The organism is Agromyces sp. C10 (assembly GCF_023217995.1).
Taxonomy (GTDB): domain Bacteria; phylum Actinomycetota; class Actinomycetes; order Actinomycetales; family Microbacteriaceae; genus Agromyces; species Agromyces indicus.
Map to the genome: position 1 here is coordinate 212,599 of NZ_JALPSX010000003.1, position 25,129 is coordinate 237,727.

A 25,129-nucleotide genomic window follows, 5' to 3' on the forward strand; every position below is an offset into this window, starting at 1 on the left:
CGCCGATGGTCCAGCGGATGCCGGTGGCCGAACGGTCGCGCCCCGACGGCGGTGCGGCGGCGGGGCGACCCCACGGCGCGCGCCGGCCGCGCGCACCGTTCGGCGTCATGCTCGCGGCATCCGTCGCCCTGCTCGGACTCGCCGTGCTCGCGAGCCTCGCGATCGGCTCGCGTGCCGTGCCGTTCGACGTGGTCTGGAGCGCGTTCACCGCCCCGGTCGACGGCGACACCGACCAGCTCGTCGTGCGCGAGTTGCGGCTGCCCCGCGCGATCATCGGGGTGCTCGCGGGCGCGGCGTTCGGCGCGGTCGCCTCGGTGCTCCAGGGCGCGACCCGCAACCCGCTCGCCGACCCCGGGCTGCTCGGGCTGAACGCCGGCGCATCGCTCGCGGTCGTCGCCGCCATCACCTTCCTCGGCGTCTCGACCCCCCTCGGATTCATCTGGTTCGCGTTCGCCGGCGCGGCCGCTGCGGCGGCCGTCGTGTTCGCCATCGGTTCGGTGGGCGGCGGCGCGACCCCCGCGCGCCTGGCCCTCACGGGCGCCGCGGTCATGGCGGCGACGACACCCCTCATCACGCTCGTGCTGATCCGCGACCTGGCGACCCTGAACCAGTACCGCTTCTGGTCGGTCGGCTCGCTCGCCGGACGCGGGCTCGAGACCGCCGCCGCCCTCTGGCCGTTCCTCGTCGCGGGACTCCTGCTCGCCGCGTGGCTCGCGCCACGGCTCAACCTCATGGCGCTCGGCGAGGACGTCGCCCGCGGCCTCGGCGTCCGCCTCGGGATGACCCGTCTCGTCACCGCCGTGGCGGTGATCGTCCTCGCCGGGACCGCGACCTCGCTCGCGGGACCGATCGCGCTGCTCGGCCTCGCCGTCGCCCACGCCGCCGGCGCGTTGGCCGGCGGCGACTACCGGCGACGCATCGCGCTCGCCGCCGTCCTCGGCGCCACCGTGCTCGTCACGGCCGACGTGATCGGGCGCGTGGTCGCCTCGCCGGCCGAACTCGAGGCCGGCATCGTCGCCGCCGTGGTCGGCGCGCCCGTGCTCATCGCGCTCGTGCGCCGGCGCGGGGGAGCGGCGACGTGACCGCCGTCCGCCCCGTCGCCGGCGCCCGCACTTCGTCCGGACCGACGGCGGAGGCCGCCGCGAGCGTCGTCGCCGCCGTGCACGCAGCCACGTGCCGGCGCGCGATCCTCGTGGGCGTCGCGGCCGCGGCCGTGGTGCTCGTCGCCGCGACGGCCGCGCTGCTCCTCGGCGCAGCGGGCGTCTCGGCGCCCGACCTCGTCGCGGCGCTCACCGGCCGGGCCGATCCCACCACCAACCTGGTGGTGTTCCGGCTTCGCCTGCCCCGCGTCGTCGCGGCCGTCATCGCGGGCGTCGGACTCGGCCTCGGCGGCGCGCTCTTCCAGTCGACGCTGCGCAATCCGCTCGCGAGTCCCGACATCCTCGGCGTCACCGGCGGGGCGAGCCTCGCCGCCGTCACGGCGATGCTCCTGTTCGGGCTCACCGGCCCGGCGGTCTCGCTCGCCGCCTTCGCCGGTGCCCTCGCCGTCGCGGCGATCGTCTGGGCGCTCGCGTGGCGAGACGGGCTCACCGGCATCCGCTTCGTCCTCGTGGGGATCGGCGTCGCCTCGATCGTGTCGGGGCTGCTCGGGTGGCTCATCACGCGTGCGGAGATCCGCGAGGCGCCCGCGGCGCTCGTGTGGATGGTCGGCGGCGTCTCGAGCATCGGCTGGGACGAGCTCGCGATCGCCGGCGCCGCGCTCGCGGTCGTCCTCGCCCTCGCGGCCGTGTTCTCACCGCGCATGCCGCTGCTCGCGCTCGACGACGACACGGCCCGCGGGCTCGGCGTGGACGTGACCCGATCGCGCCTGATCGCCATCCTGCTCGGCGTGGCGGCCGTCGCCGTCGCGACCGCGCTCACCGGTCCCATCGCGTTCGTCGCCCTCGTGGCGCCGCCGGTCGCGAGGGCGCTCGCGGGGCACGGGCGGCCCTCGCTCGCGGCATCCGCCCTCGTCGGCGCCGCGATGGTGCTCGTCGCCGATCTCGTCGCCCAGCACGCGCTCGGTGGCGTGGCCGTCCCGGTGGGCATCGTCACGGGCCTGATCGGCGCGCCGTACCTGCTGTGGCTCATCGCCCGCGGCAATCGGAAGGGAGCAGACGGATGACGCATCCGGACTCGCACGCACTCCGTGCGGAAGGGCTGCGGCTCGGCTACGACGGCCGCACGGTGGTCGACGGGCTCGACCTCGCCGTGCCGGACGCGCGCATCACCGCGATCGTCGGCCCGAACGGCAGCGGCAAGTCGACCCTCCTGCGCGGCCTCGCCAGGCTCATCGTCCCGCAGTCGGGGCGGGTCTCGCTCGACGGGCGCGACGTGCGCTCGTACGGCGCGCGGGAGTTCGCGCGCCGCGTCGCCGTGCTGCCGCAGCAGCCGGTCGCGCCCGACGGGGTCCTCGTCTCCGAGCTCGTCGCCCGCGGTCGCCATCCGCATCGCGGCTGGTTCGGCGGACGCTCCTCGGACGACGATCGGATCGTGGCCGAGGCGCTCGCGGCCACGGGCACCGCGGAGCTCGCCGCCCGGCCCGTCGCGGAGCTCTCGGGCGGCCAGCGCCAGCGCGTCTGGATCGCGATGGTGCTGGCCCAGCGGGCCGGCATCGTCCTGCTCGACGAGCCGACGAGCTTCCTCGATGCGGCCCATCAGCTCGAGCTCCTCGACCTGCTCACGGAGTCCAACCGAGAGCACGGCATGACGGTGGTCATGGTGCTGCACGAGTTGAACCTCGCGGCCAGGTACGCCGACCACCTCGTCGTCGTCGACGGCGGGCGGATCCGGGCAGCCGGACACCCCGTCGAGGTGATGACCGCCGAGACCGTGGCGGACGCGTTCGGCCTGGAGTGCCTGGTGACCCAGGATCCGGTCGCAGGGTCGCCACTGGTGGTGCCGATCGGGCGTTACCACCGTGACGCAAACCCGACCGTGATTTAGGTTAGGCTTAGCTAAGTCGCTGGATCCTCCGGATCAGCACCCCACCCCTCCGTCGAAAGGCCCTCCATGCACGCGCGCCGACAGCTCGCCGCCATCGCGGTGACCGCCGCCACCGCCCTCGCCCTGTCCGGCTGCGCCGGGACCGGAGCCGCCGATTCGGGCGGCGAGGGGGCCGCCGCCGCATCGGACGGCGCGTTCCCCGTCACGATCGAGCACGCCTTCGGCGAGACGGAGATCGCCGAGGCGCCCGAGCGGGTGGCGACCTGGGGCTGGGGGAGCACCGAGGCGTCGCTCGCTCTCGGCGTCGTGCCGGTCGCCATCGCCCAGCAGACCTACGGGGCGAACGAGGACGGCGTCCTGCCCTGGGTCGCCGACGAGCTCGAGGAGCTCGGCGCCGAGACGCCGACCATCCTCACCGACGACGGCGAGGCGCCGCCCTACGAGGAGCTCATCGAGGCCGCTCCGGACGTGATCCTGGCGCCGTACTCCGGCATCACCGAGGAGCAGTACGAGCTCCTGAGCGAGATCGCACCCACCGTCGCCTACCCCGACGCGGCATGGACCACGCCGTGGCGCGAGGTCGTGACGACCGTCGGCACGGCGCTCGGGCTCGAGGATGAGGCGCAGGGCGTCCTCGACGACCTCGATGCCGAACTCGCCGCGAAGGCCGAGGAGCACCCGGAGCTCGCCGGGAAGACCGTGGCCGCCGTCTGGGACACCGCGGGCACCTTCTACGTCTACACGCCCGAGGACTCGCGCGTGGAGTTCCTCTCCGCGCTCGGCCTCGAGGACGCGCCCGCGGTGGCCGAGCTCCAGAACGGCGACTCGCCGTTCTTCTACACGCTGAGCTACGAGCAGCTCGACCAGCTCGACTCCGACCTGGTCCTGAGCTACCACGACACGCAGGCCGAGGCCGACGCGTTCCTGTCCTCCGCTCCGATCTCGGCCATCCCGGCGGTCTCGCGCGGCCAGGTCGCCCAGGTCGTCGGCACCGAGCTCATCGCCGCCGTCTCGCCGCCCACGGCGCTCTCGCTCACCTACGGCCTCGACGAGCTCGTCTCGGCCCTCTCCGCCGCCGCCGAGCCGTCGAACTGACGCCCGCTTTTCAGCCGGCGGATGCCGCCTCCCGGCCCGGGCGCGTGGAGCGCCCGGGCCGTCGCACGTAGCCGCCGGCCTCGAGCCCGGCCTCGATCTCGAAGCGATTGGCGAGCGGGTCGCGCCCCGACATCCAATAGAGGATCGGGAAGAGCATGCCGTACCGCCGCCACTGCGCCCGGTGGACGGCCTCGTGCCCGAGGACGGCGTGCGACACGTTCGTCGAGGTGAGGTAGCAGCCGCCGACGCACGATCCACCGCGGCCGAAGGTCCAACGGGGCATGCCGCGGAACACGATGAGGCCGCGACGCCGCTCGATCCGGCCACGGCTCCAGAGGAAGCCCCACGCGAAACCGACCGCCGTCGCCCACCAGTACCCGGCGAGGCTGATGGGGGAGTCGGTCAGGCGGAGGCGAAGGGTGCGGTTCCGCGGCGCGCTCGGTGGCCACGTCGCCCGGGCGGGTGCGCGATCGACGGCGCTCATCCGTCGGCCTCGGGACGCCCGAGCGACTCGAGCAGCCGCAGCCAGATCTCGCTGAGCGTCGGGAAGCCGGGGACGGCGTGCCACAGCCGGTCCACCGGGACCTCGCCCACGATCGCGATCGTCGCGGCGTGCACGAGCTCGGCCGTGTCGGGCCCGACGAAGGTCGCACCGACGACGACGCCGCGGTCCGCGTCGATCACGAGGCGGGCCCGCCCCTCGTATCCGTCGGCGAGGATCCCGGCACCGCTCGCGCTCGAGAACGGCACCTCCGCGAGTCGGACCGCGATCCCCGCCTCCTCGGCCGCTGCGGCGGTCAGCCCGACCGTCGCGACCTCCGGATCCCCGAACACGATGCTCGGGACGGCGACGCGGTCGGCGGTCGCCGCGTGGATGCCGAATCGCGCATCGTCGACCGCCCGGCCGAGTGCGCGGGCGCCGATGACGTCGCCGGCGGCGCGGGCCTGGTACTTGCCCTGGTGGGTGAAGAGTGCACGGTGGTTCACGTCGCCGACGGCGTACAGCCAGGGAGCGGCACCGTCGGCCGCAGCGTCCGCGAGCTTCGTCACGGCGAGGGTGTCGTCGACGTCGATCCACGCTCCGGCCTCGAGCCCGACCGTCTCGAGCCCGATGCCGGTGCTGCGCGGTCGTCGCCCGGTCGCGACGAGCACCTCGTCGGCGTCGATGGTGTTCCCGCCCGGAAGGGTGATCACCACCCGACCGTCGTCGCCACGATCGACGCGTTCCGGCGAGACCCCGAGCCGCACGGTGGCCCCCGCGGCGCGGAGCCCGGCGGCGACCGCCTCTCCGGCGAACGGCTCCATCGAGCCGAGCATGGTCGTGCGGGCGAGGACCGTCACCTCCGTGCCGAACCCGGCGTACGCCGACGCCATCTCGGCCGCCACGACGCCGCCGCCGATGACGGCGAGGCGCCGGGGGGCGCTCCGGGCGCTCGTGGCCTCGCGGCTCGTCCACGGGCGGGCCTCGGCGAGGCCCGGGATGTCGGGGACGTTCGGGGTCGAGCCTGTGCACACCGCCACCGCGTGCCGCGCGACGAGCGCCACCTCCGTGTCGTCGGGACGGGTCACGACCACTCGTCGCTCGCCGTCGAGTCGTCCGTGACCGCGGACGAGCTCGACGCCGATGCTCTCGACCCACGCCACGCCGTTGCGGTCGTCCCAGTCGGAGACCCATTCGTCGCGCCGGGCGAGCACCGCGGCGACGTCGAGCTCACCCGAGGCCGCCTCCGCCGCGCCCGGGACGCGGCGCGCCGCGCGCAGGACGGTCGAGCTGCGCAGCAGCACCTTCGACGGCACGCACGCCCAGTACGAGCACTCGCCGCCGACGAGCTCGTGTTCGACGATGGCGACCTCCAGGCCGGCGGCACGCGCGCGGTCGGCGACGTTCTCGCCGACCGCTCCGGCCCCCAGCACCACGACGTCGAACTCGCGGTGGTCCATTCCGACTCCCTCCGGTGGCGCCGCGATGCACCGGGCGGCCCGACCCCAGCCTAGGCACCGGGCGCCGTCGCCGGCATCGGCTCGCGGCGATTCAGCGGCCCGCGCTCGATGCGCCCGATGCGAGCGCGCCGACGATGCGGAGGATCGTCGGCAGGTCGTCGATCGCGAGCTCGGCCGAGGCGGGCGTGAACCCGGCGATCGACGCGCCGGCGAGCGGAAACGCCTCGACCACGGCCTTCAGCACCGCGACCAGTTCCACGGCTCCGATGCCGAACGGCAGCGGGTACGACAGCCCGGCGATGGCCGACGGATCGAGCACGTCCAGGTCGACGTGCACGTACACCCGGCCGGCGCCGGTGGCGCGGAGCGCCGCCACGACCGACGCGGGGTCGGCGAGCTCGCCCACCCCGAACGCCGTCACGCCGTGCTCGTCGAGGAACGCCTGCTCGCCGTCGTCGATCGCGCGCAGCCCGCCGAGGACGAGACGCGACGGCGGGATCCGCGTCGCCCCGTCGAGGGCGAGCCCGTCCGCACCGTCGCCCGCGATGGCGCGCAGCACCATGCCGTTGAACGCGCCCGACGGGCTCGTCTCGGGCGAGTTCAGGTCCGGGTGCGCGTCGAGCCACAGCACCGCGACGTCGCCCGGGTGCGCGGCGGAGGCCGCGGCCACCGGCGCGAGCGCGATCCCGCAGTCGCCCCCGATGGCGATGGGCGTGCCCGTTGCCCGCGCGAGCGCGTCGGCGGTCCGTTCCCGCACGCGCCGCAGGGCGCTGTACCGCTGCACTCCCGTCCCGAGCGCGTCGCCCGCTTCCATGGGCACGTCGACGAGCACGGTGGAGGCGGACGGCAGGTCGCCGTGGATCGCGTGCGCGCCATCGGCATGGCTCATGGCACGGGACGACACGGAGCCCTGCCACTCGGGGATGACGAGGAAGGCGGCCGGCATGCTCCCAGTATGTTCCGCAGGACACGGGTCCGCCACGATGCGCCGGGCACCCCCCGCGGCTCGGTGCCTCATTGGTCGGGGAACCGGATCAGCCGACCCTGCACCGCCAGGCCGAAGCAGGCGATCGCCATGAACCCGAGCCCGAGCAGGCCGGCCACGGTCGTCGATGCGATGACCGCGATCGCGCTCAGTCCGAGGAGGACCAGGGTGACCCGCCACACCCATCGGCGACCCGTGAGCGCGGTGGCCAGCGCGAAGGCGATGACCAGCGCGAGCCGCACCCAGAGGTCGGCCGGCGTGAACAGCGGACCGGTCGCCGTGGACAGGATCGCCCCGACGACGATCAGCACCGTCCAGGCCGCGAAGAGCCACCAGCCGAAGGGTCGCCGGTACCCGGTCTCCGGCCGCGCGGCATCCGCCGGGGGGCGTTCGACCACGATGCGAGCGGATGGCGCGGGCCGGCGCGGCGCCGCGAGCAGCACGTCGTGCGCCCGGGTGACCTCGATGAACCGGTCGCTGGCCGCCCGCACCTCGTCGGCCGGACGGCCCGTGTAGCGGTCGGGGTGCAGTTCGCGCGCGAGGCGCCGGTAGGCGCGGTCGATCTCCGCGGAGTCGGCGTCGCGGTCGACGCCGAGCGCGGCAGCGGCCTCGTCGGGCGTCATGGCGCCGACGCGCGCGGCTCGCGGGCCGCGGGGGCGCGCGGGAAGGACGCGGCCATCATGCCGGCCCTCCGCCGAGATCGCCGTTCAGCAGCGTCACGGGCGAGCCGGCGGGCGCCTCCGGGCGGGTCTCCCCGGCTCGCGGATCGACCGAGTGGGGCTCGGGCCGGCGCATGGCGGGATCGTGCTCGAGGTCCAGCGCCGGTCGCGGATCCGCGGGAGCGAGGTCGGGCGGGGAGGCGAAGACCTCGGCCGTGCCCTCGGCGCGCAACCGGTCGCGCGCCTGGTGCTCGGTGAGCACGGGCACGAAGTCGCGGATGGGGCGTCCGTCGAACCGCCGGTACTCCTGTTCGACGACCTCGGCGATGCGCTCGGGCGCGATCTCCGGGAAGTGCGCGGCGAGCCGGTCGGGAATGCGACCGACCAGGGTCCGCTCGTCCTCGGCGTGCATCTCTCGGCTCCTTCCGCCGCGGGGTCGGGTGGTGGCCAGTCGAGGGGCGGATGCCGCGCGGCGGGCGGCCGGCGGCATCCGCTCGCTCGTCAATTCGACGCGATCTGCCCCTGGCCGGAGGAGCCGCCGCCGGCCTTCAGCGCGGCGAGCCGGGCCTCGACCTCGGTGAGCTCGCCGAGGTCGTCGAGTTCGTTGAACTGCGCGTCGATGCTCGAGGCGGCGATCTCGGCCTGGCCGCGCGCCTTGGCCTCCTCGCGGCGGATCTTGTCCTCGAACCGGCCGAGCTCGCTCGTCGGGTCGAGGATGTCGATCGACTTGACGGCGGCGTGGACCTGCTGCTGCGCCTGGGCGGTCTTGGCGCGGGCGATGAGCTCGGACCGCTTGTTCTGCAGGTCGACGAGCTTCTGCTTCATGCCGTTCAGGCCGCTCTTGAGCTTGTCGACGACCTCGGTCTGCGCGGCGATCTGCGGTTCGGCCGCGCGCGCCTCGTTCTCGGACGAGATCTGCCGGCTGAGCGCGACCTTGGCGAGGTTGTCGAACTTGTCGGCGCCCGCGGCGTCGCCCGCGGTGCGCAGCTGGTCGGCCTTGCGGCTCGCGGCGAGGGCCTTGTCGCCCCACTCGCGCGCGGCCTCGAGGTCCTCGCGGTGGTCGTCCTCGAGCAGGCGCAGGTTGCCGATGGTCTCGGCGATGGCCGCCTCGGCGTCGGCGATCGAGTTGGTGAAGTCGCGCACCATCTGGTCGAGCATGACCTGGGGGTCCTCGGCCTGGTCGATGAGCGCGTTGACGTTCGCCCGCAGCAGCTGCGAGATCCGTCCGAAGATGGACTGCTTGGTCATCGTGGCTTCCTTCCGGTTGGTGGTCGTGGGGTGTGGGCGGTCGAGCGGGTCAGAAGCGGCCTCCGCTGCCGCGGCGGGCGCGCGTGGCCGAACCGCCGAAGCTGCCGGGGGAGCGCCCGCCGCCGAAGCCCCCGCCGAAGCCGCCCCGGCTGCGGCCGCCGCCGCCTCCGAACATGCCGCCGCCGCCTCCGCCGCCGCCCATCATCGAGTTGATGAGGATGCCGCCGAGGACCGCGCCGAACATGTCGCCGCCTCCGCCGCGCGCGGGCTGGCCGAACATCCCGCCGCCCGGCATGCCGCCGCCGAATCCGCTGACGTCCTGCTGGGCGAGCGACATCGCGCTCGACGCGAGCTGTTCGGCCCGCTGGGCGCTCGCGAGGGCTCGGGGCGGGTCGGATGCCGCGAGCGACTGCGCCTCGACGACGAGGCGGCCGGCCTCGGCGAGCCGGGTCCGGGCCTCGGAGCCGATGGCGCCGCGGCGCGCGACGAGGTAGTCCTCGGCGGCCTGCACCTGGCTTCGGGCGGCCAGCAGCGAGCGGTCGAGCTCGGCGCGGGTGCGCTCGGCCTGCACCTGCGCGTCTCGGGCACCCTGGACGGCCCGGTCGATCTCCGCGTTGACCCGGTCGACCCGTGCGGCGAGGTCGAGCGGCGACCGGCCCGGGCGGGCGAGTTCGGCTCGGATCGCGGCGGACTCCGCTTCGACGCGGTCGGCGAGGCCGGCGAGCGACGCGTCGGGCAGGCCGCGTGCGGTGCGGACGTCGGCGTCGAGGTCGTCCACGCCGGCCGCGACGGCCCGGTCGCCCTGGGCGAGGTCGGCGGCGAGGCGTTCGATCGCCGCCGTGAGCAGGCGCGCCTGGTCGGTGGCCTCCTCGGCGGCCCGGATGTCGACGGCCGCGGCCCCGCTCTCCCCGCGCTCCAGCGCGGCCCGGGCCTCGCCGATCGAGTCCCGGGCGAAGGCGATCCGGGTGCGGGCCTGCTCGGGGTTGTCGGCGACCGTGGCGAGCGCGGATGCCGCGTACTGGGCGCCGAGCGCCTGCAGTCGCTGCGCGGCGGGGGCGATACCGTCCTCCGCGGCGCGGGCGGCGGCCTCGACGCGTGCGAGCGCCTGCGGGGCGTTCTGCTCGAGGTCGCGGAGGGCGTCGAAGCGGTCGGCCTCGGCGTCGAGCATCGACTCCGCCTCCGCCGTGAGGGCCAGGATCGCGGTGTACCACTCCCGCTGCTGCTGCTCGGTGTCGGGCTCGTGGTCGTCGAGTCGCTGCTGCAGCGTGAACGCCTCGGCGACGCGCGCCTTCGCGGTCTCGAGCGCGCTCCGGAAGCCCGCGGTGGCCTCCTCGCCGTAGCCCGCGGTCGCGAAGCCGAGCTCCTCCTCGCTCGTCTTCAGTGCGTCGTCGGCCTGGACCAGCGCGCTCGCGGCGCGACGGCGGAGCTCCTCGAGCGGCACCTGCGGTTCGGCGTCCGCACTGGGCGCACCCCCGGGGATCCCGGGCGCCCCCGCGTCGCGACGGCGACGCCGCGCCAGCACCACGGCGACGACCGCGATGACGGCCGCGCCGCCGAGGAGGATCCAGAGGAAGCCGGCACCGAACCCGCCGCCGCCTCCGCCGCCGCCCAGCGCCTGTGCCGCCGCGACGGCCGCCCCCGCCCAGTCCTCGTCGCGCAGCCGGGGCTCGATCCGCTCGATGCTGATCCGGTCGGTGTCGGCCTGCGTGAGGGACGCGTCGGGCGCAGCGGAGAAGTAGTACGAACGACCCTCGACGGCGACGGCGAGCAGGTAGTCCTCGGTGCCCATGTTGTTGGCGTTCGCGGTGTCGGTCGCCCACGACGCGGCATCCGCCGGATTCGTGAACTCGTCGACGAAGGCGACGAAGAGCTGCCGGCCGGTGTCGTCGGCGGCGCGTTCGATCGCGGCCTCGACCTCGGTGAGCTCGGACGCGCTCAGGGCGTCGACGGTGTCGACGACCGGGCTCGCGCCGAACGAGACCGGGTCCTCGGCATGGGCGGCCGCTGCGGGCGCGACCGCGAGCAGCCCGGCCAGCACGGCGACCGCGATCGAACTCCCTCGTACCGACCGCATGTGCCAGACGCCTTCCCCTCGGACCGGAATGTCTGGAGTCTATGGCGGCGCGGACGGGAGCGTCCACGCATCGGCCGCAGACGTGCAGCAGACTTCCAGCGGACGCGGGGAGTCGCGGAGCGACCGGGCGTCGGGCGGCTGGGCGCCCGGAAACGGAATGAGCCGGGCCCTCAGCTGACTGAGTGGACCCGGCTCTTCACGACGTGCCCCCGGAGGGATTCGAACCCCCGACCTACGGTACCGGAAACCGGCGCTCTATCCCCTGAGCTACGGAGGCGCACAGCCATTCACACTACCACCTGACGCACCCTGCACATGACGCGCGGCGGACCCGCCGGGGCGTGCTCAGCGCGCCGCGAGGTTGCCGCGGACGGCGGTGACGAGCGGCTCGGCGTCACCGGGCTCGAGGAACTCCGGCGACTCGAGCACGATCCAGTAGCCGTCGGCGAACACCTGCGCCCGGCCGACGCCGCCCGACTGGCTGAAGAAGCCCTCGACCTCCGGCGGCGTGCCGTACGTCGGCACCGCGGTGCTGTCGACCGCCGCGCGACCGACCTGGGCCGCGAACGCGTTCCCGGGCAAGGTCGCGACGCCGAGCCCGATCAGGTCGCCGCTCGTCTGGTTGCTCCAGCCGCACACGGTGCCCTGCGCGTCGGCGACCGCGACGAGGTCGTCCGACTCCGGCTCGAAACCGGGCGCCTCGCCGAAGTTGGGGTTGAACTCGTACATCTGGTCGAGCGTGATGAGGTCGGCGCACGCCGCCTCGAACGGGAGCGGCTCCTCGGTCGGCGCCGGCGTCGGTGCCGCCGATCCGCTGGGTGCCGGCGTCCCGGATGACGTCGGCGTCTCGGTGGCCGACGGCGCGTCGGGGGTGGTGCATCCGGCGAGGGCGAGCACGGCGGCCAGGGCGACCGCGGAGCGGCGGAGCTGGGTGTTCGGGCGCGGCATGCGGGAAACCCTACCAACGGCGACGGGTAGGATCTTCGAGTGACTCCCGCCGATCTCTCGCGTGTCCTGTTCGACCTCGTCTCCGAGCTGGTCGAGCGACGACGCGCATCGGGCGAGGAGGTCGCGCTCGAGCTGGCGCCCGAGGCCGTCACGCTCGAGCGTCCGAAACTGCGCGAGCACGGCGACTGGGCCTCGAGCATCGCCCTGCGCATCGCCAAGCCGCTCGGTTCGAACCCGCGCGAACTCGCCGGCGAGCTCGCCGCCGGCCTGGCCGAGGTCGACGGCGTCGCGAGCGCCGAGGTCGCCGGCCCGGGCTTCATCAACATCCGGCTCGACGCCGCCGCGGCCGGCTCGCTCGCCAAGGCGATCGTCGAGGCCGGCGCGGCCTACGGGCGGGGCGACTCGCTCGCCGGTCGAGTGATCAACCTCGAGTTCGTGTCGGCGAACCCGACCGGACCGCTGCACATCGGCCACACGCGCTGGGCGGCGCTCGGCGACTCCATCGGCCGCGTGCTGCGCGCCGCGGGGGCGAAGGTCGCCAACGAGTACTACATCAACGACGCGGGCAACCAGATGGACAACTTCGGCGCGTCCGTGCTGGCCGCGGCGAAGGGCGAGCCGACGCCCGAGAACGGCTACCCGGGCCAGTACGTGGCCGACCTGGCCGCCCGCGTGCTCGAGCGCGAACCGCACCTGCTCGAGCTCGACGACGAGGTGGCGCTGCACACGGCGCGCGAGATCGCCTACGAGCTGCAGCTCGGCGAGATCCGCGAGTCGCTCGAGCGCTTCAACGTGCACTTCGACGTCTGGACCAGCGAGCGCGCGCTGCACGCGAAGGATGACGAGGGCGTGTCGGCGATCGACGCCGCCGTCGAGCGTCTCCGCGCGCAGGGCCACGTCTACGACGAGGACGGCGCCGTGTGGGTGCGCACGACCGACTTCGGCGACGACAAGGACCGCGTCATCCGTCGCGCGAACGGCGTCTACACCTACTTCGCCGCCGATGCCGCGTACTACCTCGACAAGGGCGACCGCGGCTTCGAGCACAAGATCTACCTGCTCGGCGCCGACCACCACGGGTACGTGCACCGCCTCAAGGCCCTGGCCGGTGCCGCCGGCGACGATCCCGAGCGCGACATCGAGGTGCTCATCGGCCAGCTCGTCAGCATCAACGGCGCGAAGCTCTCCAAGCGGGCGGGCAACATCATCGAGCTCGACGACCTGCAGGCCTGGCTCGGCACCGACGCACTGCGCTACACGCTGGCGCGGTACCCGGCCGACTCGCCGCTCGCGATCGACCCCGAGGTGCTCCAGCGGCGCGGCAACGACAACCCCGTGTTCTCCGTGCAGTACGTGCACGCGCGCACGACCCAGCTGGCGCGGAACGTCGCCGAGGCGGGGGTGGACCGCACCGCGTTCGCGCCCGAACTGCTCGACCACGAGACCGAGTCGGCGCTGCTCGGGGCGCTGCAGGAGTTCCCGCGCATCGTGGCCCAGGCGGCCGAACTGCGCGAGCCGCACCGCGTGGCCCGCTACCTCGAGGAGCTCGCCGGCCTCTACCACCGCTGGTACGACAACTGCCGCGTGCTCCCGCTCGGCGACGAACCCGTCACCGACCTGCACCGCACGCGCCTCTGGCTGAACGACGCGACGGGCCAGGTCATCCGCAACGGCCTCGACCTCCTCGGCGTGTCGGCCCCCGAGCGCATGTAACCTCCCGACCCATGGCCGCTTCCGACGCTGACACCGTCCGCTTCGACTCCACGCCCGTCGACGACGGGCCCAGGCGTCGCACGAGCGCCGGCACGCGCGCCGCGATCATCGTCGGAGCGGTGCTCGTCATCGTCGTCGGCCTCCTCGTCCTCGTCGAGACCGTCGGCCGGGGCATCGCCGAGCGCGCGGTCGCCGACTCGATCGAACGCGACCTGCCGGAGGGCGTCGAGGGCGAGGTCGACGTGCAGATCCGAGGGGTCTCGGCGCTCTGGCAGGTCCTCACCGGTCGTATGGACGAGGTCGTCGCGACCGCGCCCGAGCTGTCGGTGCAGGGCGTCCCCGTCGACGCGACCGTCACCGCGTACGGCGTGCCCCTCGAGGAGGGCGGGAGCGTGGAGCGCGCGATCGCCGAGGCGACCGTCGACGAGGCCGCGCTCGATGCGATCGCCGAATCCCAGGGCATCGACGGCGGCCTGGCGCTCGGGGAGGGCACGGTCGCGTACTCCGACGAGCTCGAGGTCCTCGGCCTGCGCGTCGGCTTCGAGATCACGGCCGAACCCGAGGCCGCGGGGGACCGCGTGCTGCTCACGCCGGTCGCGGCCGAGGTGCGGGCCGGCGGGGCGACGATCGACGCCTCGAGCCTCGTCGATCGCGTGCTCGGCGGCGACCCCTACCCGGTGTGCGTCGCGGACCGCCTCCCCGAGGGCGTCGAGGTGGCCGGCATCGACGTGACTCCGTCGGGGGCCACCGTGCGACTCGAGGCGTCCGACCTGGCGATCGCCGCGGACACCCTCGCGACCACCGGAACCTGCGGCTGAACCGCGCCGTCCCCGTCGTGACCGTGCCCGGGTCGTCCGGCGTCACCCGATTCGGCGGGCGCGGCGCTCGTCGCTAGACTCGCGGGGACGCCGCCTCACGAGGGCGGCTCGCACCGAGGCTTCAGGAACCGATCCGGGTTCGCTCGCCGACCGAGTGATCGTCGTTCCCAAACGTCCCGTGAGGTTCCCGTGGCATCCAGCGCTTCCGCCCCCGTGCCTCCGCCCGCGCCGGCGGACCCGAACGCCCTCGCACCGCAGGTGTGGCCCGAGGGCGCGCACCGCGACGGCGAGGGCCGGATCGTGCTCGGCGGCGTCGACGTCCGCACGCTCGCCGACCGCTTCGGCACGCCGCTCTACGTGGTCGACGAGTCCGTCGCCCGCGCCCGGGCCGCGCGCACGCGTGCGGCCTTCGAGCGGGCCGCGGCATCCGTCGGCACCACCGCCGTCGTCTACTACGCCGGCAAGGCGTTCCTGTCGGGGGCCATGGTGCGGTGGATGACCGAGGAGGGCCTCGCGGTCGACGTCTCGACCGGCGGCGAGCTCGCGGTCGCGCTCCGGGCGGGCGCCGATCCCGCACGCATCGGCTTCCACGGCAACAACAAGTCGACGGCCGAGATCGAGCAGGCGGTCGCGGCGGGCGTCGGCACGATCGTGATCGACAGCGAGATCGAGGTCCGGCGGGTGGCGGATGCCGCGTCCCGGGCCGGTCGCGTCCAGCGCGTGCGCCTGCGGGTCAACTCGGGGGTGCACGCGTCGACGCACGACTTCCTCGCGACCGCCCACGAGGACCAGAAGTTCGGCATCCCGCTGCAGGACGCGGCACGGGTCGCCGGCGACATCCGCTCGCACGACTCGCTCGACTTCGTCGGACTGCACTGCCACATCGGCTCCCAGATCTTCGACGCCGCGGGCTTCGCCGAGTCGGCCGAGCGGCTGCTCGCGGTCCACGCCGAGCTCGCCGCGTCGGCTCCGGTGCCGGAGCTGAACCTCGGGGGCGGCTTCGGCATCGCCTACACCGAGGCCGACGACCCGCAGCCCATCGAGGCGATCGCCGATCGCATCGCCGCGGCGGTCGCCGAGGCCGCCGGTCGTCACGGCGTGCCCGTGCCCCGGCTCGCGTTCGAGCCGGGCCGCACGATCATCGGGCCGGCCGGGGTGACGCTCTACACCGCCGGGACCGTGAAGGCGGTGCCCACCGACGACGGATGGCGCCACTACGTGTCGGTCGACGGCGGCATGAGCGACAACATCCGCACCGCGCTCTACGGCGCGCAGTACACCGTGCGCCTGGCCTCCCGCATCTCCGACGAGGCGGCGGCCCTCGCCCGCGTCGTCGGCAAGCACTGCGAGTCCGGCGACATCGTCGTCGAGCACGACTGGCTGCCGCACGACGTCGCCCCCGGCGACCTCCTCGCGGTGGCCGCGACGGGCGCGTACTGCTGGTCGCTCGCCTCGAACTACAACCACGTCCCCCGGCCGCCGGTCGTGGCGGTCGCCGACGGTGCGGCGCGCGTCATCGTGCGCGGCGAGACCGTCGACGACCTCCTCGCGCGCGACGCCGGGCTGTCCGACCACGACGATGACCGACACGGAGTCACCGCATGATCGAATACCGTTCCATCCGGGTCGCGCTCCTCGGCGCCGGCTCGGTGGGCTCGCAGGTCGCGCGCCTGCTGCTCGAGCAGCGCGAGGAGCTGGCCAGCCGCATCGGCGCCCACCTCGAGCTCGCCGGGATCGCGGTGCGCGACGTCGACGCGCCGCGCGACGCCGACCTCCCGCGCGAGCTGTTCACGACCGACGCCGAGTCGCTCATCGTCGGCGCCGACATCGTCATCGAGCTCATGGGCGGACTCGAACCGGCCCGCACGCTCGTCCTCAAGGCCATCGCCTCGGGCGCCGACGTCGTGACGGGCAACAAGGCGCTGCTGGCCACCCACGGTCCGGAGCTGTTCGCCGCCGCGGAGCAGGTGGGCGCGCAGCTGTCGTACGAGGCGGCCGTCGGCGGCGCCATCCCGATCATCCGCCCGCTGCGCGACAGCCTCGCGGGCGACCGGATCGAGCGGATCCTCGGCATCGTCAACGGCACGACGAACTTCATCCTCGACCGGATGGACACCACCGGCGCCTCGCTCGAGGACGCACTGGCGACCGCGACCGAGCTCGGCTACGCGGAGGCCGACCCGACGGCCGACATCGGCGGCTACGACGCGGCCCAGAAGGCGGCCATCCTCGCCAGCCTCGCGTTCCACACGGCCGTGCCCATCGAGTCGGTCCATCGCGAGGGCATCACGGGCGTGACCGCGGCGCAGGTCGAGTCGGCCGCCCGCGCCGGCTACGTGGTGAAGCTGCTCGCGATCTGCGAGCGCCTGGCCGACCCGGAGACGGGGGAGGAGGGCGTCTCCGCCAGGGTGTACCCGGCCATGGTGCACCGGAGCCATCCGCTCGCGGCCGTGCACGGCGCGAACAACGCGGTGTTCGTCGAGGCCGCGGCGGCCGGACCGCTCATGTTCTACGGCGCCGGGGCCGGCGGCGTGCAGACCGCCTCGGCCGTCCTCGGCGACCTCGTCGCCATCGCCCGGCGGCACGTGCTCGGCGGTCCCGGCACGGCCGAGTCGACCCACGCCGAACTGCCCGTGCTCGACATCGGCCGCATCACCACGCGCTACGCCATCACCATCGAGGCCGCCGACGAGCCCGGCGTCCTCGCCACGATCGCCCACGTGTTCGCCGACCACGGGGTCTCCGTCGGCGAACTGCAGCAGACCATCAGCGATGAGACGGGCCGGGCTACGCTGGTCATCGGCACCCACGAGGGGCGCGAGTCCGCGCTCGCCGAGACGGTGCGCGCCCTCGGAGACAGCCCCGTCGTGACCTCCGTCGCATCCGTCATCCGAGTCGAAGGAGCAGAGTGAACCAGCAGGCAACGAAGGCGACGTCGCGCCAGTGGCGCGGAGTCATCCGCGAGTACGCCGACCGGCTCGACGTGACGGATGCCACGCCCGTCGTCACGCTCGGCGAGGGCGGCACGCCCCTGCTGCCCGCTCCGGCGCTCTCGCGCCGCACCGGTGCCGACGTGTGGGTCAAGTTCGAGGGAATGAACCCGACGGGGTCGTTCAAGGACCGCGGCATGACCATGGCCGTGACCAAGGCCGTCGAGCGCGGCGCCGAGGTCGTCATCTGCGCCTCGACGGGCAACACCTCGGCGTCGGCCGCCGCGTACGCCACGCACGCCGGCATCAAGGCAGCCGTGCTGGTGCCCGAGGGCAAGATCGCGATGGGCAAGCTCAGCCAGGCCATCGCGCACGACGCGCACCTCATCCAGATCCAGGGCAACTTCGACGACTGCCTCGACATCGCGCGGGACCTCGCCGAGAACTACCCGGTGCACCTGGTCAACTCGGTCAACAACGACCGCATCGAGGGGCAGAAGACCGCCGCGTTCGAGGTCGTGGAGGTCCTCGGCGACGCGCCCGACTTCCACTTCATCCCGGTCGGCAACGCGGGCAACTACACCGCGTACACGCGCGGCTACCGCGAGGACATCGAGGCGGGCAACGCCACGCGGCTCCCGCGCATGTTCGGCTTCCAGGCCGCAGGGTCGGCGCCGCTCGTGCGAGGCGAGCCGGTCAAGCACCCGGAGACCATCGCGAGCGCCATCCGGATCGGCAATCCGGCCTCGTGGCACCTCGCGCTCGAGGCGCGCGACCTCACCGACGGCTACTTCGGCGCCATCGAGGACGACCGCATCCTCGAGGCCCAGCGCATCCTCTCGGCCGAGGTCGGCGTCTTCGTCGAGCCGGCGTCGGCGATCAGCGTCGCCGGGCTGCTCGAGCGGTCCGCCGCCGGTCAGGTGCCTGCCGGTTCCCGCGTCGTGCTCACGGTCACGGGGCACGGCCTGAAGGACCCGCAGTGGGCCCTCCGCCTGCCCGACGGGTCCGACGTGCAGCCGACCGTCGTCCCGGCCGACACCGCGCACGTGGCGCAGGTGCTGGGGCTCGCATGAGCGCCGCCTCCGCCGAGGCGTCGGCGACCGCGACCGCGGAGCTCTCGGGTCGACGCGTGCACGTCAAGGTGCCCGCGACGTCCGCGAACCTCGGGCCGGGGTTCGACACCCTCGGGCTGGCGCTCGCGCAGTACGACGAACTCGACGTCGAGGTCGGCGGCGAGGGCCTGCGCATCGAGGTGCACGGCGTCGGCGCCGGCGAGGTGCCCCTCGACGAGTCGCACCTCGTCGTCCGCGCCATCGCCCACACGCTCGCGCACTACGGTCGCGACCTGCCGCCGCTGAAGCTCGTGGCCCGCAACGCGATCCCCCACGGCCGCGGACTCGGCTCCTCCGGGGCGGCGATCGTCGCCGGCGTCATGGCCGCCCGGGGACTGCTCGCGCCCGAGGTCGAGATCTCGCCGGACGAGCTCCTCGAGCTCGCGACCGAGCTCGAGGGTCACCCGGACAACGTCGCGCCCGCCCTGTTCGGCGGCCTCACGATCGCGTGGGTCACCCCCGAGGGTCCCCGTCACAAGAAGCTCATGGTGCACCGGGGCGTGTCGCCGCTCGTCCTCGTCCCCGAGCACGAGATGTCGACCGCGCTCGCCCGGAGCCTCCAGCCCCAGTCGGTGCCCCACGAGGATGCGGTCTTCAACGTGTCGCGCTCGGCGCTGCTCGTCGCGGCCCTCATCCAGAGCCCCGAACTGCTGCTCGCGGCGACCGAGGACAAGCTGCACCAGCGCTACCGCGCGGAGGCGATGCCCGAGACCGACCGGCTCATCCGGGTGCTGCGCGACGCGGGCCACGCCGCGGTGGTCTCCGGCGCCGGACCGTCGATCCTCGTGCTCGCGAGCGATCCGAGCGAGCGCGCCGACGCGGTGCGGCTCGTCGAGGAATCGGCCGAGACCGCTTGGCAGGCGCTGCCGCTCGCCGTGGACTTCCTCGGTGCGACGGTGACGCGGGTCGACGAGGCCTGACCCGGCGCACGCGCCCGGGTCGCGCCGCGACGGCGTGGCGCGTGGACGGGACGCGACCCGGCCGGTGCTAGACTGATGGCGCACCCGGCAGACGCTGCAAGCTCGCGTTCCCGCCGCATCGTGCAATTCCCGGCATTTCATGCTTTCGCAACGCGCAGTCTGCGCCCCGTGCGCACGACTCCGTCGCGCCGCGATCAGCTCTCCTCGGCCAACCCAGCACCTGGCGAGGGGAAAGGACGAATCCCAGTGACCAACGGAACCGACCACGCCGACGGCGTGGCGACCCGCACCCGCCTGACCACGATGAAGGTCGCCGAGCTCCAGGAGCTCGCCGCCTCCCTCGGCATCGCGGGCGCCTCCAAGCGCCGAAAAGGAGAACTCGTGGACCTGATCTCCGCCCACCACGACGCCGACTCCGCCGACTCCGCCGACGCTGCCGTCGCCGCGGTCGAGGCTCCGGCCACCGACGGGCAGGCCCTGCCCGGGCTCGAGGCTCCGGCAGCCGCCGAAGCCGTGCCCGCTGCCGACACGACGCCCGCCGCCGACACGTCGCCCGCTCCGGCGCCCTCGGTCGACGGCGACGCGACCGGCTCCGAGGAGCCCGCCGCCGCGGCATCCGTCACCGACGCCCCGCCCGTCGAGGCGCCGACCCGACGCGGCCGCCAGCCGCGACGCGCGACGAGCGCGACCGCCGCGGCCCGCCACGCCAACGCCGGACTCAGCGGCGTCGACCTCGTGCCCGGCGACCGCCCGGCCGAGGCCTCCCAGGCGGACGAGCCGGGCGACGACGCCCGCGAGGCGGCGCGCGCCGCCGTCCGCGAGGAGCTCGCCGCTGCCACCGGCGGCGCCGGCGACGCCGGCCGCACGCCCGCCCCCGAGGGCGAGCAGGCCGAGGCCGAGCAGGCCGAGAAGGAGCCGCGCCAGGGCCGTGGCCGCAACCGCGGCCGACGCGGCGGCGGCGACCGCGACCGCGGCGAGGGCCAGAAGCCCGAGCAGAAGGGCGACGACCGCCAGAACGGCAAGGGCGGCCAGGAGGCGGGCAAGCAGGCCGACGCCGGCCGCGGCCAGGACCCGCGCAAGGCCGACGAGTCGGGCGACGAGCGCCAGGCCGACTCCGACCGGGGCCCGAAGGAGCAGGGCGGCCGCGGCCAGCAGTCGCGCGGCGACCAGCAGCAGGGCGAGGGCGAGGGCGGCCGCCGCAACCGCTACCGCGACCGCAAGCGTCGCGGCCAGGGCGGCGGCGACGAGGTCGAGCCCGAGATCCTCGACGACGACGTGCTCATCCCCATCGCCGGCATCCTCGACGTGCTCGACAACTACGCCTTCGTGCGCACGACGGGCTACCTCCCCGGTCCGAGCGACGTCTACGTCTCGCTCGGCCAGGTGAAGAAGTACCACCTCCGCAAGGGCGACGCGGTCGTCGGCGCGATCAAGCAGCCTCGCGAGGGCGAGGGCAACAGCCGCCAGAAGTACAACGCGCTCGTCAAGGTCGACTCGGTCAACGGACAGTCCGCCGAGGAGGCCGCCGCGCGGGTCGACTTCCAGAAGCTCACCCCGCTCTACCCGCAGGACCGCCTGCGCCTCGAGACCGAACCCACCAAGCTCACGCAGCGGATCATCGACCTGGTGGCGCCGATCGGCAAGGGCCAGCGCGGCCTCATCGTCGCGCCGCCCAAGGCCGGCAAGACGATCGTGCTGCAGCAGATCGCGAACGCCATCGCGACGAACAACCCCGAGGTCCACCTCATGGTCGTGCTCGTCGACGAGCGTCCCGAAGAGGTCACCGACATGGAGCGCACGGTCAAGGGCGAGGTCATCGCGTCGACCTTCGACCGCCCGGCCGAGGACCACACCACGGTCGCCGAGCTCGCGATCGAGCGCGCCAAGCGCCTCGTCGAGCTCGGCCACGACGTGGTCGTGCTGCTCGACTCGATCACCCGCCTCGGCCGCGCGTACAACCTCGCGGCACCGGCATCCGGTCGCGTGCTCTCGGGCGGCGTCGACGCCTCGGCGCTCTACCCGCCGAAGCGCTTCTTCGGTGCGGCGCGCAACATCGAGAACGGCGGCTCCCTCACCATCCTCGCCACGGCGCTCGTCGAGACCGGGTCGAAGATGGACGAGGTGATCTTCGAGGAGTTCAAGGGCACCGGCAACTCCGAGCTGCGCCTGTCGCGCCAGCTCGCCGACAAGCGGATCTTCCCCGCCGTCGACGTCAACGCGTCGTCGACGCGTCGCGAGGAGATGCTGCTGTCGCCCGACGAGGTCAAGATCACCTGGAAGCTCCGCCGCGCCCTCGCCGGGCTCGAGCCGCAGCAGGCCCTCGAGGCCGTCCTCGGTCGCCTCCGCGAGACGCAGTCGAACACCGAGTTCCTCCTGCTCATGCAGAAGTCGGCACCGGTCGGCGGCAACGGCAACGGCCACGGGCACGACGCCGACCACCACCGCTGAGCATGTTCGAGTCCGTCCGGGCCCTGATCGCCGAGCACGGCGAGCTCCAGGAGGAGCTCGCCGACCCGGCGCTGCACGCCGACGCCGCGCGCGCCAAGCGCGTGAACCGTCGCTACGCCGAGCTCAGCCGCATCGTCGCCGCGCACGACGCCTGGCAGCAGGCGCAGAACGACCTCGAGGCGGCGCGCGAGCTCGCCAAGGAGGACGCCGCCTTCGCCGAGGAGGTGCCCGCGCTCGAGGAGCACCTCGCCGAGTCGCAGGAGAAGCTCCGGCGCCTCCTCATCCCGCGCGACCCGGACGACGGCCGCGACGTGATCATGGAGATCAAGGGCGGCGAGGGCGGCGCCGAGAGCGCGCTGTTCGCCGCCGACCTGCTGCGCATGTACATCCAGTACGCGCAGTCGAAGGGCTGGAAGACCGAGCTGCTCGAGTCCGACGAGTCCGACCTCGGCGGGTACAAGAACGTGCAGGTCGCCATCAAGTCGAACGCGAGCGACCCGGCGCAGGGCGTGTGGGCCCACCTGAAGTACGAGGGCGGGGTGCACCGCGTCCAGCGGGTGCCCGTGACCGAGACGCAGGGGCGCATCCACACCTCGACGACGGGGGTGCTCGTCTTCCCCGAGGTCGACGAGCCCGAAGAGGTCGAGATCAATCAGAACGACCTCAAGATCGACGTGTACCGCTCCTCGGGTCCCGGTGGGCAGTCCGTGAACACCACCGACTCCGCCGTGCGCATCACGCACGTGCCCACGGGCATCGTGGTGGCCATGCAGAACGAGAAGTCGCAGCTGCAGAACCGCGAGGCGGCCATGCGCGTGCTGCGAGCCCGTCTGCTGGCGCGCCAGCAGGAGGAGCTCGCCGCGGCCGCGTCGGACGCGCGCAAGTCGCAGATCCGCACCATGGACCGCTCCGAGCGGATCCGCACGTACAACTTCCCTGAGAACCGCATCGCCGATCACCGCACCGGTTACAAGGCATACAACCTCGACCAGGTGATGAACGGCGCGCTGGATCCCATCATCGAGTCGGCCGTGCAGGCCGACGAGGAGGCCCGGCTCGCCGACCTCGGCGACCAGTGAGCGACGTCGTCGTCCGGCCGATCCGCGACGAGGACTGGCCCGCGGTCTTCCGCATCATCGACGAGGTCGTCCGCGACGGCGAGACGTACGCGTACCCCGAGGACCTCACGACGGAGTCCGCACGGGCGTTGTGGATCGAGCCGCCGCCGGGACTCACGGTCGTGGCCGAGCGCGACGGGCGCATCCTCGGGTCGGCCAAGATGGGGCCGAACCGCCCCGGCCGCGGCGACCACATCGGCACGGCCTCGTTCATGGTCGCCGCCGAGGCGCGCGGCGCCGGAGTGGGCCGCCTCCTCGGCGAGTGGGTCGTCGACTGGCATCGTCGGGCGGGCTTCGCCGGCATCCAGTTCAACGCGGTCGTCGAATCGAACATGGTCGCGGTCCGCCTCTGGCGCTCGCTCGGGTTCGAGGTCGTCGGCACGGTCCCGGGGGCCTTCCGCTCGCGTCGGCACGGCCGGGTGGGCCTCGCGGTGATGTACCTGCCGCTCTGACCGTTCGAGGATCGGAGCGCGTCGGCCCGCCACCGGCACCCGGCGGAAGCTCCCGCACGGTGGGACGGTCGAGGTTCAGATGTGGAAGTCGACGTGCCAGTCGTGGACGCCACGCGCGGCATCCGCCGTCGCGGGCGAGAGCGGCTTCGCGACCGCCGGGATGCCGACGAGCAGCGAGTGCGGCGGCGCGCCGCGGGTCACGACGGCGTTCGCGCCGATCGCGCTCCACGAGCCGATCTCGATGTCTCCGAGCACCTTCGCACCCGCTCCGACGGTGACGCCGTCGCCGAGCGTCGGATGCCGCTTGCTGCCCTTCGGCGCGCCGCGCGGCGCCTTCCCGCCCAGGGTGACGCCGTGGTACAGCATGACGTCGTCGCCGACGACGGCGGTCTCGCCGATGACGACGCCCATCCCGTGGTCGATGAAGAAGCGCCGGCCGATGGTCGCTCCGGGGTGGATCTCGACGCCCGTCAGGAACCTCGTGAACTGCGACAGCAGTCGCGCGGGCAACCGCAGTGCGGGGGTCTGCCACAGGCGGTGCGCGAGCCGGTACGACCAGATGGCGTGCAGGCCGGAGTAGGCGAGCACGATCTCGATGCGGCTGCGGGCCGCGGGGTCGTGGGAGCGCGCGGTCGCGATGTCGTCCCTGAGGGTGCCGAGGATTCCCACCGGCTCAGTCAAGCAGATGCCGTCTGGGGATCAGTCGAGCAGCCCCTCGTAGAGCACCGTCGAGAGGTAGCGCTCGCCGTAGCTCGCGAGGATCACCACGATCGTCTTGCCGGCGTTCTCGGGGCGCTTGGCGAGCTGGGTGGCCGCGTACACGGTGGCGCCCGACGAGATGCCGCCCAGGATGCCCTCCTCGACGCCGAGGCGACGCGCGGTCGCGACGGCCTGGTCGATGTTCACATCGATGATCTCGTCGTAGACGTCGCGGTCGAGGATCGACGGCACGAAGTTCGCTCCGATGCCCTGGATCTTGTGCGGGCCGGGCTGGCCGCCGTTGAGGATGGGCGACTCGAGCGGCTCCACGCCGACGATCTGCACCTCGGGCTTGCGCTCCTTGAGCACCTGGCCGACGCCGGACAGGGTGCCGCCGGTGCCGATGCCCGACACGAAGATGTCGACGGCGCCGTCGGTGTCGTTCCAGACCTCCTCGGCGGTGGTGCGACGGTGGATGTCGACGTTGGCCTGGTTGTCGAACTGGCGGGCGAGCACGGCGCCCGGGGTCTCGGCGGCGATCTGCTCGGCGCGCGCGACCGCGCCCTTCATGCCCTCGGAACCGGGGGTGAGCACGAGCTCCGCGCCGTACGCGCGCAGCAGCGCGCGGCGCTCCTTGCTCATGGTCTCGGGCATGGCGATGACCACCCGGTAGCCGCGGGCGGCGCCGATCATGGCGAGCGCGATGCCGGTGTTGCCGCTCGTCCCCTCGACGATGGTGCCGCCGGGCTTCAGCTCGCCGGAGGCCTCGGCCGCGTCGACGATGCCGATGCCGAGGCGGTCCTTCACGCTCGCGGAGGGGTTGTAGAACTCGAGCTTGCCGAGCACCGTCGCCTCGGCGCCATCCGTCACGCGGTTCAGCTTCACGAGCGGCGTGCGCCCGAAGACCTCGGTGATGTTCTCGTAGACCTGAGCCATAGTGTTCCCTCTCGTGACGACGGCGGCGTGCCGCGACCCAGCCTACGG

At 73.8% G+C, this 25,129-nt stretch carries 23 protein-coding genes and 1 tRNA gene; 13 read left to right on the forward strand and 11 right to left on the reverse strand.

The window, feature by feature from the left end; all coding sequences use genetic code 11:
• The first annotated feature begins 17 nt into the window (after positions 1-17).
• From M1L56_RS04765 to M1L56_RS04780, 4 genes are all read left to right on the forward strand, one after another.
• Positions 18-1,082: a FecCD family ABC transporter permease gene (locus tag M1L56_RS04765; protein ID WP_374255967.1), complete on the forward strand. Its 1,065-nt coding sequence runs from the start codon at positions 18-20 to the stop codon at positions 1,080-1,082.
• Entirely contained in the window at positions 1,079-2,164 is a 1,086-nt protein-coding gene (locus M1L56_RS04770; protein ID WP_248598373.1) for an iron chelate uptake ABC transporter family permease subunit, read from the forward strand. The genes M1L56_RS04765 and M1L56_RS04770 overlap by 4 nt, the downstream gene beginning before the upstream one ends.
• Positions 2,161-2,985, forward strand: coding sequence for an ABC transporter ATP-binding protein (locus M1L56_RS04775; RefSeq protein ID WP_248598374.1), 825 nt, complete (start codon positions 2,161-2,163; stop codon positions 2,983-2,985). Before M1L56_RS04770 ends, M1L56_RS04775 begins: the two co-directional genes overlap by 4 nt.
• Positions 2,986-3,051: 66 nt before the next feature.
• Positions 3,052-4,080, forward strand: coding sequence for an iron-siderophore ABC transporter substrate-binding protein (locus tag M1L56_RS04780; RefSeq protein WP_248598375.1), 1,029 nt, complete (start codon positions 3,052-3,054; stop codon positions 4,078-4,080).
• A 10-nt stretch (positions 4,081-4,090) separates the two neighbouring features.
• Here M1L56_RS04780 and M1L56_RS04785 read toward each other — a convergent pair whose 3' ends face one another.
• The 9 genes from M1L56_RS04785 to M1L56_RS04825 all read right to left on the reverse strand — a co-directional run bounded on the left by M1L56_RS04785 (position 4,091) and on the right by M1L56_RS04825 (position 11,935).
• The gene (locus M1L56_RS04785) at positions 4,091-4,564 is read right to left on the reverse strand and encodes a Fe-S oxidoreductase (protein ID WP_248598376.1); all 474 of its coding nucleotides are present in this window, start codon (positions 4,562-4,564) and stop codon (positions 4,091-4,093) included.
• Positions 4,561-6,021, reverse strand: a complete 1,461-nt coding sequence (locus M1L56_RS04790) for an NAD(P)/FAD-dependent oxidoreductase (RefSeq protein WP_248598377.1) — start codon at positions 6,019-6,021, stop codon at positions 4,561-4,563. Before M1L56_RS04790 ends, M1L56_RS04785 begins: the two co-directional genes overlap by 4 nt.
• A gap of 91 nt (positions 6,022-6,112) precedes the next feature.
• Complete coding sequence (locus M1L56_RS04795; RefSeq protein ID WP_248598378.1) at positions 6,113-6,967, reverse strand: arginase family protein; 855 nt, start codon at positions 6,965-6,967, stop codon at positions 6,113-6,115.
• 68 nt (positions 6,968-7,035) lie between these two features.
• On the reverse strand, positions 7,036-7,629 hold the full coding sequence (locus tag M1L56_RS04800; RefSeq protein WP_248598379.1) for a J domain-containing protein: 594 nt from the start codon (positions 7,627-7,629) through the stop codon (positions 7,036-7,038).
• Positions 7,630-7,684: 55 nt separating this feature from the next.
• The gene (locus M1L56_RS04805; RefSeq protein ID WP_248598380.1) at positions 7,685-8,077 is read right to left on the reverse strand and encodes a three-helix bundle dimerization domain-containing protein; all 393 of its coding nucleotides are present in this window, start codon (positions 8,075-8,077) and stop codon (positions 7,685-7,687) included.
• A gap of 89 nt (positions 8,078-8,166) precedes the next feature.
• On the reverse strand, positions 8,167-8,913 hold the full coding sequence (locus M1L56_RS04810; RefSeq protein WP_248598381.1) for a PspA/IM30 family protein: 747 nt from the start codon (positions 8,911-8,913) through the stop codon (positions 8,167-8,169).
• Between the two features lie 49 nt (positions 8,914-8,962).
• Positions 8,963-10,987, reverse strand: coding sequence for a TPM domain-containing protein (locus tag M1L56_RS04815; RefSeq protein ID WP_248598382.1), 2,025 nt, complete (start codon positions 10,985-10,987; stop codon positions 8,963-8,965).
• Between the two features lie 204 nt (positions 10,988-11,191).
• Positions 11,192-11,264, reverse strand: a tRNA-Arg gene (locus tag M1L56_RS04820).
• Positions 11,265-11,332: 68 nt separating this feature from the next.
• On the reverse strand, positions 11,333-11,935 hold the full coding sequence (locus M1L56_RS04825) for an iron ABC transporter ATP-binding protein (RefSeq protein ID WP_248598383.1): 603 nt from the start codon (positions 11,933-11,935) through the stop codon (positions 11,333-11,335).
• A gap of 39 nt (positions 11,936-11,974) precedes the next feature.
• On the opposite strand from M1L56_RS04825, the gene M1L56_RS04830 reads away from it, so the two are divergent.
• The 9 genes from M1L56_RS04830 (at position 11,975) to M1L56_RS04870 (ending at position 23,446) form a co-directional block, all read left to right on the forward strand.
• Positions 11,975-13,648 carry an arginine--tRNA ligase gene (locus M1L56_RS04830; protein WP_248598384.1) on the forward strand — a complete coding sequence of 558 codons (1,674 nt, stop codon included), beginning with the start codon at positions 11,975-11,977 and terminating at the stop codon, positions 13,646-13,648.
• 11 nt (positions 13,649-13,659) lie between these two features.
• On the forward strand, positions 13,660-14,466 hold the full coding sequence (locus tag M1L56_RS04835; protein WP_248598385.1) for an LmeA family phospholipid-binding protein: 807 nt from the start codon (positions 13,660-13,662) through the stop codon (positions 14,464-14,466).
• A 189-nt stretch (positions 14,467-14,655) separates the two neighbouring features.
• On the forward strand, positions 14,656-16,071 hold the full coding sequence (gene lysA / locus M1L56_RS04840) for a diaminopimelate decarboxylase (protein ID WP_248598386.1): 1,416 nt from the start codon (positions 14,656-14,658) through the stop codon (positions 16,069-16,071).
• Positions 16,068-17,378 carry a homoserine dehydrogenase gene (locus M1L56_RS04845; RefSeq protein WP_067950609.1) on the forward strand — a complete coding sequence of 437 codons (1,311 nt, stop codon included), beginning with the start codon at positions 16,068-16,070 and terminating at the stop codon, positions 17,376-17,378. The genes lysA and M1L56_RS04845 overlap by 4 nt, the downstream gene beginning before the upstream one ends.
• The gene (gene thrC, locus M1L56_RS04850; protein ID WP_248598387.1) at positions 17,375-18,469 is read left to right on the forward strand and encodes a threonine synthase; all 1,095 of its coding nucleotides are present in this window, start codon (positions 17,375-17,377) and stop codon (positions 18,467-18,469) included. Before M1L56_RS04845 ends, thrC begins: the two co-directional genes overlap by 4 nt.
• On the forward strand, positions 18,466-19,428 hold the full coding sequence (thrB, locus tag M1L56_RS04855) for a homoserine kinase (RefSeq protein WP_248598388.1): 963 nt from the start codon (positions 18,466-18,468) through the stop codon (positions 19,426-19,428). Before thrC ends, thrB begins: the two co-directional genes overlap by 4 nt.
• Before the next feature lie 303 nt (positions 19,429-19,731).
• Positions 19,732-21,876: a transcription termination factor Rho gene (rho, locus tag M1L56_RS04860; protein WP_248598429.1), complete on the forward strand. Its 2,145-nt coding sequence runs from the start codon at positions 19,732-19,734 to the stop codon at positions 21,874-21,876.
• 2 nt (positions 21,877-21,878) lie between these two features.
• Positions 21,879-22,955 carry a peptide chain release factor 1 gene (gene prfA / locus M1L56_RS04865; RefSeq protein ID WP_248598389.1) on the forward strand — a complete coding sequence of 359 codons (1,077 nt, stop codon included), beginning with the start codon at positions 21,879-21,881 and terminating at the stop codon, positions 22,953-22,955.
• Positions 22,952-23,446 (forward strand): GNAT family N-acetyltransferase, encoded by a 495-nt coding sequence (locus M1L56_RS04870; RefSeq protein WP_248598390.1) that lies wholly within the window; start codon positions 22,952-22,954, stop codon positions 23,444-23,446. Before prfA ends, M1L56_RS04870 begins: the two co-directional genes overlap by 4 nt.
• A gap of 75 nt (positions 23,447-23,521) precedes the next feature.
• On the opposite strand, the gene epsC is transcribed toward M1L56_RS04870, so the two are convergent.
• Together epsC and cysK are read right to left on the reverse strand one after the other, a co-directional pair.
• Positions 23,522-24,115, reverse strand: coding sequence for a serine O-acetyltransferase EpsC (epsC, locus tag M1L56_RS04875; protein ID WP_067947134.1), 594 nt, complete (start codon positions 24,113-24,115; stop codon positions 23,522-23,524).
• Between the two features lie 30 nt (positions 24,116-24,145).
• Positions 24,146-25,081 (reverse strand): cysteine synthase A, encoded by a 936-nt coding sequence (gene cysK / locus M1L56_RS04880; RefSeq protein WP_248598391.1) that lies wholly within the window; start codon positions 25,079-25,081, stop codon positions 24,146-24,148.
• Positions 25,082-25,129: the final 48 nt, after the last annotated feature.